The organism is Marinobacter salinisoli, assembly GCF_017301335.1.
GTDB classification, from domain to species: domain Bacteria; phylum Pseudomonadota; class Gammaproteobacteria; order Pseudomonadales; family Oleiphilaceae; genus Marinobacter; species Marinobacter salinisoli.
Map to the genome: position 1 here is coordinate 533,066 of NZ_CP071247.1, position 17,212 is coordinate 550,277.

13 protein-coding genes are annotated in these 17,212 nt (G+C 61.0%); 6 read left to right on the forward strand and 7 right to left on the reverse strand.

The window, feature by feature from the left end; all coding sequences use genetic code 11:
* Window positions 1-7: 7 nt before the first annotated feature.
* The 3 genes from pstA to LPB19_RS02495 form a co-directional block, all read right to left on the reverse strand.
* On the reverse strand, window positions 8-1,282 hold the full coding sequence (gene pstA, locus LPB19_RS02485) for a phosphate ABC transporter permease PstA (RefSeq protein ID WP_206644548.1): 1,275 nt from the start codon (window positions 1,280-1,282) through the stop codon (window positions 8-10).
* A complete protein-coding gene (gene pstC, locus LPB19_RS02490) occupies window positions 1,275-2,663 on the reverse strand; it encodes a phosphate ABC transporter permease subunit PstC (protein WP_206644549.1) in 1,389 nt (462 codons plus the stop codon). The genes pstA and pstC overlap by 8 nt, the downstream gene beginning before the upstream one ends.
* Window positions 2,664-2,785: 122 nt before the next feature.
* Window positions 2,786-3,820: a substrate-binding domain-containing protein gene (locus tag LPB19_RS02495; protein ID WP_407943947.1), complete on the reverse strand. Its 1,035-nt coding sequence runs from the start codon at window positions 3,818-3,820 to the stop codon at window positions 2,786-2,788.
* Between the two features lie 205 nt (window positions 3,821-4,025).
* On the opposite strand from LPB19_RS02495, the gene LPB19_RS02500 reads away from it, so the two are divergent.
* Window positions 4,026-4,430, forward strand: coding sequence for an acyl-CoA thioesterase (locus LPB19_RS02500; protein ID WP_206644551.1), 405 nt, complete (start codon window positions 4,026-4,028; stop codon window positions 4,428-4,430).
* Window positions 4,431-4,459: 29 nt separating this feature from the next.
* Here the strand turns inward: LPB19_RS02500 and LPB19_RS02505 are convergent, their stop codons facing one another.
* Window positions 4,460-5,641, reverse strand: coding sequence for an MFS transporter (locus tag LPB19_RS02505; RefSeq protein WP_206644552.1), 1,182 nt, complete (start codon window positions 5,639-5,641; stop codon window positions 4,460-4,462).
* Window positions 5,642-5,810: 169 nt separating this feature from the next.
* Between LPB19_RS02505 and LPB19_RS02510 the strand changes: the two genes are divergently transcribed.
* A complete protein-coding gene (locus LPB19_RS02510; RefSeq protein WP_206644553.1) occupies window positions 5,811-6,437 on the forward strand; it encodes a hypothetical protein in 627 nt (208 codons plus the stop codon).
* A gap of 137 nt (window positions 6,438-6,574) precedes the next feature.
* Window positions 6,575-7,372 carry an undecaprenyl-diphosphate phosphatase gene (locus tag LPB19_RS02515; protein WP_206644554.1) on the forward strand — a complete coding sequence of 266 codons (798 nt, stop codon included), beginning with the start codon at window positions 6,575-6,577 and terminating at the stop codon, window positions 7,370-7,372.
* Window positions 7,373-7,413: 41 nt separating this feature from the next.
* Here LPB19_RS02515 and uvrD read toward each other — a convergent pair whose 3' ends face one another.
* Window positions 7,414-9,579: a DNA helicase II gene (gene uvrD / locus LPB19_RS02520; protein ID WP_206644555.1), complete on the reverse strand. Its 2,166-nt coding sequence runs from the start codon at window positions 9,577-9,579 to the stop codon at window positions 7,414-7,416.
* Between the two features lie 192 nt (window positions 9,580-9,771).
* On the opposite strand from uvrD, the gene LPB19_RS02525 reads away from it, so the two are divergent.
* Window positions 9,772-11,517 (forward strand): N-acyl-D-amino-acid deacylase family protein, encoded by a 1,746-nt coding sequence (locus LPB19_RS02525; RefSeq protein ID WP_206644556.1) that lies wholly within the window; start codon window positions 9,772-9,774, stop codon window positions 11,515-11,517.
* A gap of 51 nt (window positions 11,518-11,568) precedes the next feature.
* Here the strand turns inward: LPB19_RS02525 and LPB19_RS02530 are convergent, their stop codons facing one another.
* Complete coding sequence (locus LPB19_RS02530) at window positions 11,569-13,020, reverse strand: NAD-dependent succinate-semialdehyde dehydrogenase (protein WP_206644557.1); 1,452 nt, start codon at window positions 13,018-13,020, stop codon at window positions 11,569-11,571.
* Window positions 13,021-13,193: 173 nt separating this feature from the next.
* Between LPB19_RS02530 and LPB19_RS02535 the strand changes: the two genes are divergently transcribed.
* A complete protein-coding gene (locus tag LPB19_RS02535) occupies window positions 13,194-14,207 on the forward strand; it encodes a histone deacetylase family protein (RefSeq protein ID WP_206644558.1) in 1,014 nt (337 codons plus the stop codon).
* Window positions 14,208-14,211: 4 nt separating this feature from the next.
* Here LPB19_RS02535 and thiI read toward each other — a convergent pair whose 3' ends face one another.
* Entirely contained in the window at window positions 14,212-15,666 is a 1,455-nt protein-coding gene (gene thiI, locus LPB19_RS02540) for a tRNA uracil 4-sulfurtransferase ThiI (RefSeq protein WP_206644559.1), read from the reverse strand.
* Window positions 15,667-15,811: 145 nt separating this feature from the next.
* Here thiI and ppnN point away from each other — a divergent pair, with 145 nt between their 5' ends.
* Complete coding sequence (ppnN, locus tag LPB19_RS02545; protein ID WP_228289185.1) at window positions 15,812-17,194, forward strand: nucleotide 5'-monophosphate nucleosidase PpnN; 1,383 nt, start codon at window positions 15,812-15,814, stop codon at window positions 17,192-17,194.
* The last annotated feature ends 18 nt before the right edge of the window (window positions 17,195-17,212 follow it).

Here is a 17,212-nt window from a genome sequence, read left to right on the forward strand (position 1 = left end):
ACTCTCCTTACCACCGGCGCTCGAGACGTTTGCGCAGCCAGATGGCTAATGCATTCATACTAATCAAAAAGGCCAGCAACACCATGATCGCGGCCGAAGCCCGCTCGATGAAAGCCAGTTCCGGGCTGCCTGCCCACAGGAACACCTGGACCGGCAATACGGTTGCGGAATCGAAAAAACCGTCCGGCACGTCGACAATAAAGGCCACCATACCGATCAGCAGCAGAGGTGCCGTCTCGCCGAGCGCCTGCGCCATACCAATAATCGAACCAGTAAGCATACCGGGCATTGCCAGCGGCAAAACGTGGTGCAGAACCACCTGCATCTTGGAGGCGCCGATGCCCTCGGCCGCTTCGCGAATGGACGGTGGCACACTTTTGATGGCCGCCCGGCTGGAAATGATGATGGTCGGCAGGGTCATCAGGGTCAGCACCAGCCCCCCCACCACCGGCACAGAGCGCGGCATGCCAAACAGGTTGATAAAGACCGCCAGGCCCAGCAGACCGAAGATGATTGACGGAACCGCGGCCAGGTTGTTGATGTTCACCTCGATAAAATCAGTGAACTTGTTCTGGGGTGCGAACTCCTCCAGGTAGATCGCGGCGGCCACGCCAATCGGGAACGACAGCACCAGGGTCACGAACATGGTCAGCAACGAGCCGACCACCGCGCCCAGAATCCCTGCCTTGGACGGATCCCGCGAGTCGCCGCCACTGAAGAACACATCGTTGAAGGAGGTTTCCACCAAACCTCGCTCGACCAGCTCATCCACCCAGGCTTGCTGCTGATCGTTGAGCTTGATGGAGTACCCCTCATCGCCCGCGTGTTTCACGTACACGTCCACATCCGTATGGGTCAGGAATGTCATGGTACGAGTGGTTCCCAACCACTCGGGGTTGTCCTTCAGGGCATCCCTCAGGGTGACCGAGGCATAGGGGTTGATCAACTCACTGATCAGGTCCCGATCGTCCTCGGTGGCACCGGGGATTTCCTCCATCAGGGCAAGGATGAGCGGTTCGACAAAGTCCGCCATTTTCAACTGGCGTTTGTCGGTGGGGTCATCGAGGTACATGACCTCGCCATCCAGGTCTACTTCCAGGGTGACGGTGGTTTTGGCAAAACCGGTGTAGCCCTTGCCAATGATGTCGGCAAACAGGGTTACCAGCGCCGCCAGTGCAATAGCGATCGCAAGAATGCCGTAGGCCCGGAAGCGGCGCTCCTTACGGTAACGCGCCTTGAGTGACTGGCGGACGAGCTCCGCCTGCGAACGATGATCAGTCATACTGTTCCCGATATTTACGAACGATTCTAAGGGCAATGATGTTGAGCAGCAGGGTCGCCAGGAAGAGCATGGCGCCCAGGGCAAAGGCGGCCAGCGTCTTGGCGCTGTCGAACTCCTGGTCCCCGGTCAGCAGGGTCACGATCTGCACGGTGACCGTGGTAACGGCTTCCAGTGGATTGGCGGTCAGGTTCGCGGCCAGACCCGCAGCCATCACCACGATCATGGTTTCACCGATGGCACGGGACACCGCCAGCAGGACGCCCCCCATAATGCCCGGCAGGGCCGCGGGGAAGATGACCTTCTTCATGGTTTCGGACTGGGTCGCACCCAGTGCCAGTGAGCCATCCCTCAGCGACTGCGGCACCGCATTGATGACGTCATCAGACAGCGAGGACACGAAAGGAATGATCATGATGCCCATGACCCCCCCGGCGGCGAGCGCGCTCTGGGAGGCGGCATCGATCCCCAGGGAAGACGCGAGGTCACTGATGAACGGTGCCACGGTCAGTGCGGCAAAGAAGCCGTATACCACGGTCGGAATACCGGCCAGCATTTCCAGCAACGGCTTCACCGTACCCCGGACCCGCTTGCTGGCGTATTCGGACAGGTAAATCGCCGACATCAACCCGACCGGTACCGCCACGATCATGGCAATGGCGGAAATCAGCAGCGTGCCGGTAAACAGCGGAATCATGCCAAAGGCACCCTCGGCCGCCACCTGATCCGCCCTCAGGGCCGTTTGCGGACTCCACTGGGAGCCGAAGAAAAATTCCGTAAAAGGCACCTGACCAAAGAACCGGACCGTCTCGTAAGCGACCGAGAAAATAATGCCCACCGTGGTCAGGATGGCCAGAGCGGCACAGGCGAAGAACAGCCACTTCAGGATGGACTCCACCTGGGAGCGGGCATTCAGTTTGGGACGGACCCGCAACCAACCGAGAAACCCGGCCAGCACAGCGACGGAAATCACCAGTGCTGTCATCAACATCCGGCTTTGTTCACGCAACCCCTTCAGGCGTTCGGCAGCGTCGGCGATCGACTGATCGACAAAACCGACCGGCAGCGCGCCACTGGCCACGTTGGAGATTTTGCTGAGCAGCAGACTGGCCTGGCCAGCGCCCTGGGGCACAGAATCGGGCGGCAGAGAGCCCAGCACCAGAGTCTGGATGACCTTGCCTTCAAAAGCAGCCCACAGTGCCAGCACAATCAATGCGGGAATGCCGCTCCACAGGGCGGCACGGGCACCGTAATAAAACGGCAGGGATTTCAGATGCCGGATGCCGCCCAGTGGCATGGCCAGAGCCCGGGAACGGGCGTAAGCAAAGCCATACGTGATCAGGGCCAGCACGACAGTCAGTAAAAGCAAATTAGCCGGTTGCATGGTATTTCCTGTATTAGCCTTCGGATGCCCCCGATACCCCGGTCAGGCAGCGGGGACCTGATGCGCAAAAGGGTGCGGCCGTTTCGGGCCGCACCCTCTGCTTGCCTGCATCAGGCCGATGGTTACATCAATTCGTCTTTGTTCAGATCCGGCAGGTTTTCTGCCTTTTCCATCAGCGTCATCAGCTGGTCGCGGGGTGGCACGATCAGACCAACCTTTTTCAGGTAGCCGTTCCTGCCCATTGCGGCGTTGCTGGTGAATTCACTGACGAATTCCTGGATACCCGGGATCACGCCGACGTGGGCCTTTTTCACGTAGAAGAACAGTGAACGGGCAACCGGGTACTGGTCAGAGGCGATCGCTTCTGCGGTGGGCACCATGCCATCCAGGGTGGCCGCCTGCAGACGATCGGCGTTCTCCTCCAGGAAACTGAAACCGAACACGCCGTACATGTCGGTATCACCGATCAGTTTCTGAACGATCAGGTTATCGTTTTCACCGGCCTCGATAAAAGCACCGTCTTCACGAACACTCTCACAGATGGCCTTGTGCTGCTCTTCACTCAGAGCCTTGGCTTCAGGCAGTGCATCACAACCGGCGGCCAGAGCCAGTTCGTTGAACGAATCACGGGTACCGGACGTCGGCGGCGGCCCCATGACACGGATTGGCTTGTTGGGCAGGCTGGCGTCGACATCGCTCCAGTTTTTGTTCGGGTTAGCCACCCACTCGCCATTCACCGGCACCTTGGCACCCAGAGCCAGGAACAGCTGTTCCAGGGTCAGGTCCATGTTCTCGGCTTCCTTGGAACTGGCAATCACGATGCCGTCAGAGCCGATGCGGTATTCGGTAATGTCGGTCACACCGTTCTTCTGGCACAGTTCGAACTCGGACACCTTCATCCGGCGGGAAGCGTTGGTGATGTCCGGGTGCTGAGTCCCGATACCCTGGCAGAACAGTTTGAGGCCGCCGCCCGAACCGGTGGATTCCAGCTTCGGCGTGCGGAAATCCGTCTTGGTGCCGAAACGCTCGGCAACGACGGTGGCGAACGGGTACACAGTGGAAGAGCCGACAATGCTGATGGTATCGCGGGCCATGGCCGGCGCTGACATGGCTGCTACGCTGCCGGTCAGAGCGACAGTTGCAAACATCTTTTTCATCTTGCTCACGTTGAATCTCCCTACCTTCCGATGGATCGTTCTGGGTGGATCTGTTTTTCGATAGGGCCAGACTAAGGGGGATCTGTGACAGCTTTGTTACAGGTAACGAAAAAAACGGATTTGCGACTCAAATCTGCTTGCAGCGGCCGCAAACACCGCTAACATGCGAGGGAAAATAACTCCAAAGCAGTAAAAGGCGAGTCCCATGATGGCATTTGACGATGACAAACCCACCCCGAGAGGCGAATTAACGCTTCAGATTGTCCCGCTTCCCTCCGACACCAATCCCAACGGCGATGTCTTTGCCGGTTGGCTGGTGAAGCAGATGGACATTGCCGCCGCCAATGTCGCGGGCCGCATTTCACAGGGTCGGAACGCCACCGTCGCCATGGACCGCATGGAGTTCCTGTCGCCGCTGCGGGTTGGCTCCCAGGTGAGTTGTTACTGTGACCTGGTGGAAATCGGGCGCAGCTCGATGAAGATTCACGTCGAGGTCTGGACCCTGGATCGCTACGACCACCAACCGAGAAAAGTCACCGAAGGCCTGTTCGTTTACGTCGCCATCGACGAACATGGCCGGATCCGGGAAGTCCCCGAGCAGCGTTTCTGAGCCCCGCCCGGGATCACCCCGGCGCCTCCCTAGGGCGACGGCTGGGGCCTGAGCCCGCGAAACGCGATCAGGCCCAGGATCGGCCCCGGCAGTAACCAGAGCACCACCCAGGTCGTCTGTGCCTCCCAGAGTGAGCTGACCAGCAAGATCGCCGGCAGGGTCACCCCGAAGCCCACCGCATTCATCACCGATAGCGAGGACCCCACCAGTTGGGGCGGCGCAGTAGCGGCCGCCAGTGCCGAAAACTGGGGGGAATCGGCAATCACCGCCAGCCCCCAGATAAACAGCAACACCAGCAGGACCACCGGCGGCATGCCAGACAACCACGGATAGCACAGGCACACCAGGCCGGATGTCGCCAGCGCGCGCCTTGCCACCCAGTCACTGCCCAGGTGCCGGCTCAGCCGGCCACCCAGCACGCAGCCCACGAAACCGACGGCGATAATGGCAAATGACAGCCAGGGCACCAGCTGTTCAGACCGGCCGAGGCGTTCCAGCTCTCGCGCCACCAGGAGCGGCACCAGCATCCAGAAAGCATACAATTCCCACATGTGGCCAATGTAGCCACCGGCCACCGCACGGAATCGAGGCACGGCCAATGCCGCCAGACCCTGTTTCAGGCCCAGCCGCCCGGCGTTCTTCGGCAGGTGTGGGCCATCCCCCAGCCGCAACACCAGCAACCCACCGACAACCGCCAGCATGGACGCCCCCAGCAGCGGCCATTGCCAGGGCATGCCCAGCGTGGCGCCACGCATCAAATGCGGCAACGCCGTGCCCAGGGTCAGCATGCCCACCAGCCAGGCCAGCGCCGCCCCCGCGTGACTGGGGGTCCAGGCGATGACCATTTTCATTCCCAACGGATAAATTCCGGCCAGGCACAGCCCGGTGACGAACCGGAGCAACAGGGCCGCTGGCAGATGCTCCGCAACCAGAACAAACCCGGCATTAATCACCGCGCCCAGAACGCTGGCCAGCGCGAAAATCCGACTGGCACCAAAGCGGTCCGCCAGCCCGGTAACCGCGAGGGTGAGGGTGCCACTGATGAACCCGGCCTGCACCGCCAGGGTCATCCAGCCCAGCTCGGGTTCACCCAGCCCCAGCTCGCGGGAGAACGACAGCCAAACCCCGTTGACGCTGAACCACAGGGATGTCCCGAAAAGCTGCGCCAGTACAATCACCGGCAGGGGGAAACGTCGAAGAAATTCGGTCATTCTTGTGGTCTTTTGTTCAAGCGATGGATACAGCCTAGCCCCGGCAGACCAACTTCGCCCATGCGACATTGGCACCCGGTAAGCCATTGGCAAGGCTTGCGAAATGTGTAACCTTTCTATGGTTGCACGGAACCCTGCCAACAACCAGCCAGCCGACCCCGGTGCGTGTATGAATCGTCAGACTTTCACAGCCATCCTGTTCGCCCTGCTCCTGCCAGTGGCCCCGGTTGCCGCCGACCTCGGCCTGTCACCCTTTGCCGGTTACCGCATGAGCAGTTCGGTGGACGTAAAGACCGCCGGCGCCAGCAACCGAGACCAGATCGACTTCCGGGATAGCGTGAGCCACGGGCTGGTGGTCAACTTTGATCTGGATGAGCCCGGCAAACAGGGGGAAGTGTACTTCGGCCGGCAAAGTACGTCGGCCCGGCTCGACGACGGTCTGTTCGCCCCGGGCATCGGATCGATTGACCTGACGATTTACCAGCTCCAGTTCGGCGGGCTTTATTTTCCGGGTGGACAAAGCCACGGTGGATTCGTTTCCGGGGTGCTGGGCGTGACCCGACTGGAACCGGACGACTCACGGTTCGAAACCGACCACCGTGCGGCGCTGTCTATCGGGGCCGGCTATCAGTTTCTGCTGGCCGAACAACTGCGCCTGAGGCTGGATCTTCGCGGTGTGTACACCACGCTGAATTCATCCGGTTCCGTGTTCTGCTCCGGCGGGTGTGAAATACGGTTCGTCAGCAGTGGCTACCTGCAGGTGGAGGCTGGTGCCGGCCTGGTCGTTCGCTTCTGAAACCCGGCCGAGGCAAGACCTGATTCGGCCTGCCACCCGGGGCCAGCGCCGCGTCCATCATCTGTTCAGCCCACCCCCACCCTGCTACTATCGCTGCCTCCGGACCCACCGCGCCAGTTGAACAACGGATAAACAACATGGACTTTTTCCAGGCCTTTTTTCTTGGTCTCTTGCAGGGGCTGACCGAGTTCCTGCCCATTTCCAGCTCTGCCCACCTGATCCTGACCCCGGCGTTTTTTGGCTGGACCGATCAGGGTGTCGGCTTTGACCTGTCGGTGCATCTGGGCACCCTGCTGGCCGTGGTGCTGTATTTCCGTGAGGATGTCTTCGGAATTGCCCGGGACGGGCTTATTTCCCTCGGGCGGCGGAAGGTGATCGGTCAGGGCGCGCTGGCCCTGTACCTGGTGATCGGCACCATTCCCGCCGGTCTGGCCGGCCTGGCACTGCTGGATTTGATCGACAGCAGCCTGCGCGCCGTGGAGGTCATTTTCACCACCACGCTGGTCTTCGGGATTCTGCTTGGTATTGCCGACCTACTGCCCAAGCGCCAGCGCACGCTCGACAGCCTGAACTGGAAAGACGCCCTGATGGTGGGCATCGCTCAGGCCATGGCGCTGGTACCGGGGACCTCCCGGTCCGGCGTTACCATCACCGCCGGCCTGTTTCTGGGCATGAGCCGGGAAACCGCCTCCCGCTTCTCGTTTCTGCTGGCGATCCCGATCATCGTGCTGGCGTCATCCGTGAAACTGCTGGAAGTAGCCACCTCGGATGTGGTGGTGGACTGGAGCGGCTTCCTGATCGGCGGCGTGACCTCATTCCTCATGGCCATCACCGCCATCCACTTTTTCCTGAAGTGGTTGAACACCGTCGGCATGTGGCCCTACGTGATCTACCGGATTCTGCTGGCCGGGGTTATCTACGCGGTGCTGATGTAAGCCGGCAGCAGCCCGCGCTGGACAACACCCGGCGCCGGCTATCAGCAAGCTTCGAGCGGTGCGTAGGCCAGAACCAGCCACTTCGCGCCGTCGTCGAAGTTCACCTGCACCCGGGCATGGGCACCGCTGCCTTCGCAATTCAGCACGATACCCTCACCAAACTTGGGATGGCGAACCCGCTGGCCCAGACTGAACCCGGCCTGCTGAGCCGATTCCTGACTGAACAGCCCTTCGTTCGGCCGCTCGACCATAGCGGGCCGGGTGACCGTGTTACGCAGACGCACTTCCTGCAGACAATCGCCGGGAATCTCCCGCACGAAGCGGGACAGGGCATGGAATTTTTCCTGGCCGTACAGCCGGCGGGATTCGGCGTAGGTGAGCACCAGCTTTTTCATCGCGCGGGTGATGCCCACGTAGGCCAGGCGGCGCTCTTCTTCCATCCGCCCCGGTTCCTCCAGCGACATATTGTGGGGGAACAACCCCTCTTCCACGCCGGCCAGAAAGACCATCGGGAACTCCAGCCCCTTGGCCGAATGCAAGGTCATTAACTGGACGCTGTCTTCGTGCTCACTGGCCTGAGACTCACCGGCGTCCAGGGCGGCCTGAGCAATAAACTCCGCCAGCGGGTCGACACCGTCTTCCACCTCGAAATCCGACAGCGCGTTGACCAGTTCTTCCAGGTTTTCAACCCGGGCCTGACCCTTTTCGCCTTTTTCGTTGGCGTGATAATCCTTCAGGCCGCTGTCTTCGATGGTCTGTTTCATCAGGCCCTGCAGCGAGGCGTTGTCGGCCATCTCCGACAAGCCTTCGATGATGGCCATGAACGACTGCAGGCCGGTCTTGGCGCGGCCCTTGACCTGACCCGCTTCCAGCAGGCGCTCCGCCGATTCCCACAGGGACACGCCCTGGCCGGTGGCGTATTCCCGCAACTCCGCCAGGCTCTTGGCACCGATACCCCGGGGCGGCACATTCACCACCCGTTCGAAGGCGGCGTCATCCCGGCGGTACTGCACCAGGCGCAGGTAAGCCAGCGCATTCCGGATTTCCTGACGGTCGTAGAACCGCAACCCACCGTACACCCGGTACGGAATGCCCTGACGCATCAGGGCCTCTTCCAGCACCCGGGACTGGGCGTTGGAGCGATACAGAATGGCGGATTCGCTGCGCAGGTTGCCGTCCATGACCCAGCCGGAAATGCTGTCGGCGATGTAGTTGGCCTCGTCCTGTTCATTGAAGGCCGCGTACAGGCTGATCGGTTCCCCGTCCGGCCCGTCGGTCCATAACTGCTTGCCCAACCGGCCCTGATTATTGGCAATCACCGCGTTGGCGGCCTTGAGGATGGTCTGGGTGGAGCGGTAATTCTGCTCCAGGCGCACCAGCCGGGCGTTGGGGAAGTCCCGCTGGTACTGCTGGATGTTTTCGATCTTGGCGCCCCGCCAGCCGTAGATGGACTGATCGTCGTCACCCACCACCGTCAGCGGCACGCGATTGCTCGCCAGCACCTGTAGCCAGGCGTATTGAATGGTGTTGGTGTCCTGGAACTCGTCCACCAGAATATGCTGGAAGCGTTTCTGGTAGTGCGCCAGCAACTCCGGCCGGTGTAACCAGAGTTCGTGCGAACGCAGCAGCAGTTCGCCAAAATCCACCAGCCCGCCCTGCTGACACAGCTTTTCGTACTGGCGATAGATTTTCACCATGGTCGAGGTGAAGTGGTCGCCGGGATTTTCCTGAATGTGGGCTGCCCGCAGCCCCTCATCCTTCTGACTGTTGATGAACCACTGGGCCTGTTTGGGCGGCCAGCGGGTCTCATCGATCTGGTTCTCGCGCATTACCCGCTTCACCAGCCGGAGCTGATCGTCGCTGTCCAGCACCTGGAAGTTCTCCGGCAGGCCGGCATCCTGCCAGTGCGAGCGCAGCAGGCGGTGCGCGATGCCATGGAAAGTGCCGAACCACAGGCCACGGGCCGGAATGTTCATCATCTGCTCAATGCGATAACGCATTTCCTTGGCGGCCTTGTTGGTGAAGGTCACCGCCAGGATGGCAGTCGGCGGCACCCGGTCCACCGTCATCAACCAGGCAATGCGATGCACCAGCACTCGCGTCTTGCCACTGCCCGCGCCGGCCAGCACCAGCAAATGATCGTTCTGGGCCGTGACCGCTTCGCGCTGGGCATCGTTGAGGGGATCGATAATGTGGGAGACATCCATAACTGAATCTTGACCTGCGGCTGATGAACTTCGGACAGCGAAGTATAACAGGCCGCACCAGCCCATTCAGGCCTGCCCCCCAAAACTCCACGGCCGGGATTATTTCATGCCATGATAGAAGGTGACCTGTCATGGCACCCGACACACCCGACAGGCAACTACAATAACAACAATCAGCAAGGGACCAGAGCTATGACCTCCTACGATGTCATTCTGAACGGTGGGCGATACTTCGACGGCACCGGCGCGCCCGCGTCCATCCGCCATATTGGCATCCGTAACGGACGGATCGCCAAGGTCAGTGCCAACCCCATTCCCGAGGACCAGGCGGAACGGGTGATCGATGCCAGCGGGCACTGGGTGACGCCGGGATTCCTCGACACCCATACCCATTACGACGCCGAGATGCTGGTCAGCCCGAGCCTGTCGGAGTCCATCCGGCACGGCGTGACCACCGTGCTGGTGGGCAGCTGTTCGCTCAGTATGGTGTGCTCGGACTACGAGGACGCCTCGGATATCTTTACCCGGGTCGAAACCGTGCCCCGGGAGCGGGTTCTGCCCATTCTGCGCGACAACAAAACCTGGTCCACGCCACGGGAATGGGTCGACTACGTCCGACAACTGCCTCTGGGGCCGAATGTGATCAGCCTGCTGGGGCACAGCGACCTGCGCGTCGGCGTCATGGGCCTGAGCCGGGCCACCGACCACGCGCAGCAGCCCACCGAGCCGGAAATGCAGCACATGGAGGCTCTGCTGGAAGAGGCGCTGGAGGCAGGTTTTCTGGGCCTGTCCACCATGTGTCTGAAGTGGGACAAGGTCGACGGTGACCGGGAATGGTCCAAGAGCCTGCCCAGCACCTACGCCCAGTGGAAGGAAGTCGCACGCCTGAACAAACTGGTGCGCCGCTACGGCCGGGTACATCAGGGCGCCCCCAATGCCGCCACGCCATTGCAGATTACCCAGTACATTCGCGAATGCCTGGGCTGGCTGCGCACGCCGCTGAAAACGACATTAATCAGCCAGATGGATCTCAAGGGCAGCGCCTACCTCAATTTCCTGACCCGGCTAACCTCGAAATTCACCAACTTTCTGCGCGGCGATTTCCGCTGGCAGGTCTTGCCGACGCCGTTCACGGTGTATGCCGATGGCATTGATGTGGTGTTCTTCGAGGAATTCGGCGCCGGCGAAATGGCGCTGGATTTAAAAGATGAAGTGGAACGCAACGACCTCCTGCAAGACGAATCCTACCGCCGGCAGTTCCGGAAGTTCTATGGCGAGAAACTCAGCCCCCGGGTCTGGCAGCGGGACTTTGGCGACGCGATGATCATTGATTGCCCGGACCAGTCCCTGGTAGGCAAGAACTTCGACGAGGTGGCCCGGGCCCGCGGCATACATGTGGTGGATTTGTTTCTGGATCTGGTGGTGCTGTACGGCAAAAGCATCCGCTGGTACACCACCGTTGGCAATCACCGCAAGGAGGTGCTCAAGAAACTGGTGAAAGATCCAAAATCACTGATCACCTTCAGCGATGCCGGCGCTCACATTCGTAACATGGCGTTCTACAACCTGCCGCTGCGCATGCTCAAGCTCGCTCAGGAAGCCATCGATGAAGGCAGACCTGTCATGACCATGGAACAGGCCGTGCATCGCCTTACCGGCGATCAGGCCACGTGGTTTGGCGTCGATGCCGGCCGGATTCACGTCGGCGACCGGGCCGATGTGGTGGTGCTTGATCCCGCCGGATTCGATCAGGACCTCGAGGCCGTGCACTGGGCAGAGATGGAAAACTTCGGGCTGCAACGGCTGGTAAACCGCAACCCCGGCATCGTCAAGTATGTGCTGGTGAACGGTCGCCTGGCGGTCGACAACGAACAACTTGTTCCGGAACTGGGCCAGACGGCCGGTTTCGGCAGCTTTATTCCGGCGCGAACCGCCTGACCTTCCCGCCCCGGGGCTTCCGACGGGGCGGGCGTCTGTCACCGGACGGGGTCAGAATCCGCGCGGGATGGTCTGCGGCTCGACGAACTCGAACAGACCTTCCAAGCCGCCTTCGCGGCCAATACCCGAAGCTTTCATGCCACCGAACGGCGCTTCCGGTGTTGGCCCGGTCCCGGTGTTCCAGCCACAGTGACCAAACCGCAGGCCGGCAGCGACGCGCTGGGCGCGGGCTGCATCGTTGGTGAACACGTAGGACGCCAGCCCGAATTCCGTATCGTTGCCCGCCTCGATAACCTCTTCTTCGGTCTTGAACAGCGCCATGGGCACCAGTGGGCCGAACGTCTCTTCCCGGTAGCAGCACATGTCGCGGGTCACGCCGGTGACCACCGTGGGTGGGAAGAACAGGCCCTCACCCAGCTCCTGGGGCGACTTGCCCGCCACCAGATCGGCGCCGTTTTCCAGCGCGTCCTCGAGATGGCGCTTGACCTTATCAAACCCGGCCTTGTTGATCAGCGGGCCGATATCCACATCCCCGTTGATACCGTTGCCCACGGTCATCTTCGCCACCCGCTCGGCCAGCTTTTCGCCGAACGCTTCCGCCACGGATTCGTGGACAAAGATCCGGTTGGCGCACACACAGGTTTGCCCGCCGCCCCGGAATTTATTCGCCATCAGGTTGTCCGCGGCGGCATCCAGATCGGCATCGTCAAAGACAATGAACGGCGCGTTGCCCCCCAGTTCCAGAGCCAGCTTCTTGACCTGATCCGCCGTATCCAGAATCAGCTTGCGCCCCACTTCGGTGGAGCCGGTAAAACTCAGCATCGGCACGTCCGGGCTCTCGCACAGCACCTTGCCAATCACGCTGGCCTTGCCCATGACCAGGTTGACCATGCCATCGGGCAGGTCCACATGCTTATCCAGCAGGGTGAACAGCGCGATCATGGTGAGCGGGGTTTCACTGGCGGGTTTGATCACCGACGGACAACCCGCGGCCAGTGCGGCCGAGAGTTTTTTGGCAATCATGCCGATCGGGAAATTCCACGGCGTAATCAGGCCGGCCACGCCGATCGGCCGGTAGTGTACGGTCCAGGAACAGCCCCGCGCCTCTTCAGGCAGTTCATGGGGCTCCAGCGCCTGGACGTGTTTGGCGCAGTAATCGAAAAAGCCCGCCGCATAATCCACTTCGCCCTGGGCTTCTTGCAGGGGCTTGCCATGTTCCAGGCACAGAATCCGGCCCACCTCTTCTTTGTTGGCCTTCAGGGCATCGCGGATGTCTTCCAGCCACTTTTTCCGGGTTTCAATGCTGTAGGGCTCGGTCAGCCGCAGAGCCGACTTGCCGGACTCCACCGCAGCCTTCACATCGGCTTCCGACAGCGAGGCTACCTGAGCAATGACCTCTCCGGTCGCCGGATTGTAGACATCGAAGGTCTGCCCCGATGCGCTGTCAGTCCATTGACCACCGATATAGCCGGTCAGCTTTTCCAGCAGTGGTGACTCGATCATCTCGCCTCCTCTTCGGTAACTGGCTGAATCCCCTCGGGGACGCAGTTGCGTTGATTCCTCGTGTCTTCCATAGTGGATGCTGAGGCAGGGGCTGTAAAGTCGCCGACGAGGCTTTTGATACCTGTTGACCCACGCCTATACTCGGAGTCAGGAAAACCAAGGAGGTCGGAGTTATGAAAGCGTTTTTTCATCCTGCACAGGATCAGCACATTCCCAAGACCTACTTCACCCGTGGGCAGATGCGACAGCCGCAGGAGGTACCGGATCGCACCGGACACATGCTGGAAGGCTTGAGGGAAATGGGGATTCCGGTGCTGCATCCGTCCGACCAGGGTGCGGGCCCGATTTCCAAGGTGCATGACCTTGGTTACCTGCGATTTCTCGAGTCGGCCCATCGGCGCTGGAAGGAGATGGACGACTGGGGCGACGAGGTGATTTCCAATATTTTCGTGCGCTCTCCCAACCACCTGACCGGCATTCTGGCCGAGGCGGCCCGCTACCAGGCCGACGGCAGCTGCCCGATTGGCGAGAACACCTGGAAGGCGGCCTACTGGTCTGCCCAAACTGCCCTGGGCGCGGCCGATGCCCTGATTTCCGGCGAGCGTCACACCTACGCCGTCTGCCGCCCACCCGGGCACCACGCACGGCGGGATGCCGCCGGCGGTTTTTGCTACCTGAACAATTGCGCGATCGCCGCCGAGCACTTGAAACGCCGGTTCCCGCGCATTGCCATTCTCGATACCGACATGCACCACGGCCAGGGTATTCAGGAAATCTTCTACGACCGCAGCGATGTGCTGTACGTGTCCATCCACGGCGACCCCACCAACTTCTATCCGGTGGTGACCGGTTTTGAAAACGAACGCGGAGAAGGCGACGGCTTCGGCTACAACATCAACCTGCCCATGCCTCATGGCGCGTCCGAAGACGATTTCTTCGCCAAACTGGAGGAGTCACTGGCGGCGATCCGGCTGTTCCAGCCCGATGCCCTGATTCTGGCGCTGGGTTTCGATGTCTACAAGAACGACCCACAGGCCAAGGTGTCAGTGTCGTCGGAAGGGTTCCGGCGCCTGAGCACGCAGATCGACCACCTGGGGCTGCCCACGCTGGTGGTTCAGGAAGGCGGGTATGACCTGGACGCCCTCAACGAGAACGTCCAGCAGTTCTTCCGGGGTATGCTCGCCTGACGCCTCAGGACGCCGGAGCATACACCTTGATGTTGTCGTAGCCGTCGGCCTTGAGGTGGCCGGCGTGCATACGGCTCATGGTGCCGCGATCGCAGTACAGCAGGTACTGCTGGTCGTCGGGCAGATTCGCCACCTGTTCGTTCAGCTCGTAGAACGGAATCTGCATGACCCGGTTGTTGGTCAGCATCAGGGGTGACTGATCGCCCTCGTTCGGGTGGCGGACATCAATGATCACATCATCCAGCCCGGGAGTCTGGACCAGCTCCACCTCTTCCGGTGTGCGGACCGAATCCAGCAAGCGGCTCAGGGCCGTTTCCTCGCGGGTCTCGATGGCCTGCTGCAGCACCGACGGATCCATCTCCGCCTCGTCCGCCTCGACCCGGTACAACCTGGCCCGGGTAACCGGCTTCTGGGAGATCACCCCACAGTACTCCGGCATGTTACGGGCGAAGGATTCGGTACCGATATCCCGCGCAATGTCGATGATGCTTTCCTTATCCATCGCCACCAGGGGGCGCAAGACCACTTCGTCACTGGCGCGGTCGACCACGTTCAGGTTGGTCAGCGTCTGGCTGGACACCTGGGCAACGGCATCGCCGGTGACCAGGCCGGCCACGTTATATTCCTTGGCAATCTGCGCCGCCGCTTTGAGCATTTGACGCTTGAGCACCACGCCCCAGTGACGATGATTCACCGAGCGCATGATTTCCGCGACCACGCCCTCGAAGGGCACGGAAATGAATTTGACGCTGTGGGTGGCGCCGTAGCGTTCCCACAGGTAATGGGCGACCTGGCGAACGCCAACCTCATGGGCAGTGCCGCCCAGGTTGAAGAACAGATAGTGGTTGCGCAGACCGCGCCGCATCATCAGGTAAGCGGCCACGGACGAATCATAGCCTCCGGAGATCAGCGTCATGACGGTTTCCACGCTGCCCAGCGGGTAGCCACCCAGCCCCCGATGTTTGCGCAGCGCGATATGAAATTCGTCGTCCCCCACTTCAATCCGGACCTCTTCCTCCGGATTTTTCAGGTCCACACCGGCCGGACTGGCCCCCGCGAACAGGGCCGCACCGACACTGCGCTCCAGATCGATGGAGCGGAAGGCATGCTCGCCGTGGCGTCGGGCCCGCACCGCGAAAGTCTTGCCTTCGAGCCGGTCGGCAAACGCCTCGACAGCTTTCGCCCCCACGTCGTCCATGTCCACGAACGGAAAGGCGGCAATTTCCTGGATGGTCGAGATGCCGGGAATACGCAGCAAGGTATCCAGTACGGTACCGAGCAGGCCCTGCTGTTCGGGGAGCGCGACATCCACTCTGTCCCAACTGCCCTCCACGACAATGTCTGGATTGATCCGGGTCAGGAGCTTACGGATATTCTGACGCAGTTGGCGCATCTGCTGTCGACGAACGGGTTTGCTTTTGATCGCGACTTCCGACGCGGGACGAATAAGAAGTTTCATAATCAGAACGTAGAGTGGTTAATAATGAAAAGAGGCCGTAGTGTATCCTCAGGGATGCATGCATCAAAATCAGGCATTGCCGAAATATTAACCAATCCGGCAACCATGCCCGCTACAACAACGATCGTCAGGAGCAGTTCCGTTCATGCGCGAACCTACTATCAATGCCCTGGTATCCCCCGAGGGAAGCCTTGAAATCCTTTCCAGCCATGAGGTTAACCGCCTCAAGGACCGCAGCGAAGGGGGCCTTTACCGACTGTTCCGGCAGTGCGCCCTGGCGGTGCTGAACACCGGTGTCGAAACCGATGACTGTAAAGCCCTGATGGAATCCCATGCCGACTTTGACGTTCGGCTGGTGCCTCAGCCCCGGGGCCTGAAACTCGAACTGATCAACGCGCCGGCCCACGCCTTTGTCGATGGCGAAATGCTGCGTGCCATCCGTGAGCATCTGTTTTCCGTCCTGCGGGATATCGTCTACCTGCATTCCATGCCGGACACGGCATCCGGCTTTCGCCGCGACAATCCGGACGATATCACCAACGTGGTGTTCCACATCCTGCGCAACGCCCGGGTGCTGGAACCCGGCCGGCAGCCCGATCTGGTGGTCTGTTGGGGTGGTCACTCCATTGGCCACGAAGAGTACCAGTACAGCAAGGAGATTGGCCATCAGCTCGGCCTGCGCGGGCTGAGCATCATCACCGGCTGCGGCCCCGGCGCCATGAAAGGACCGATGAAAGGCGCCACCATTGCCCACGCCAAACAACGCATCAAGAACGGCCGCTACATCGGCATTACCGAGCCGGGCATCATTGGTGCCGAGGCCCCGAACCCGATCGTGAACGAACTGGTGATCATGCCCGACATTGAAAAACGCCTCGAGGCGTTCGTCCGCAGCGGACACGGTGTCATTGTATTCCCGGGCGGGGTGGGCACGGCCGAGGAAATCCTCTACCTGTTGGGCATTCTGTTGCACCCCAACAACGCCGACCTGCCGTTCCCGGTGGTGTTCACCGGCCAGAAGGAAAATGCCGAATACTTCGAGATGATCGACAAGTTCATCCGCAATGCCCTGGGTGACGAAGCGGCCGCCAAGTACGAAATCATCATCGACGACCCGGCCCGGGTCGCCCAGACCATGAAACAGGGCATGAAGGATGTCGGCACCTTCCGCCGGGCCATGCAGGACGCGTACTACTTTAACTGGATGCTGGAAATCGATCCGGTGTTCCAGCTGCCCTTTGAACCCACCCACGCGAGTATGCGGGCGCTGGAGTTACACCGGGATCAGCCGGCACATCTGATTGCCGCCAATCTGCGCAAGGCGTTCAGCGGCATTGTGGCGGGGAATGTGAAAGAGAATGGCATCCGGCAGGTGCAGGAGAAGGGCCCGTTTGAGATTGCCGGCGACCCCACGCTGATCGAGCCGCTGGAGGCCATGCTGGAACAGTTTGTGGCGCAGAACCGGATGAAGTTACCGGGCACCACTGGCTACCAGCCCTGCTATCGAATCGTCGGCGGGCCGGCCTGAGCCGCCCGCAGACGATGG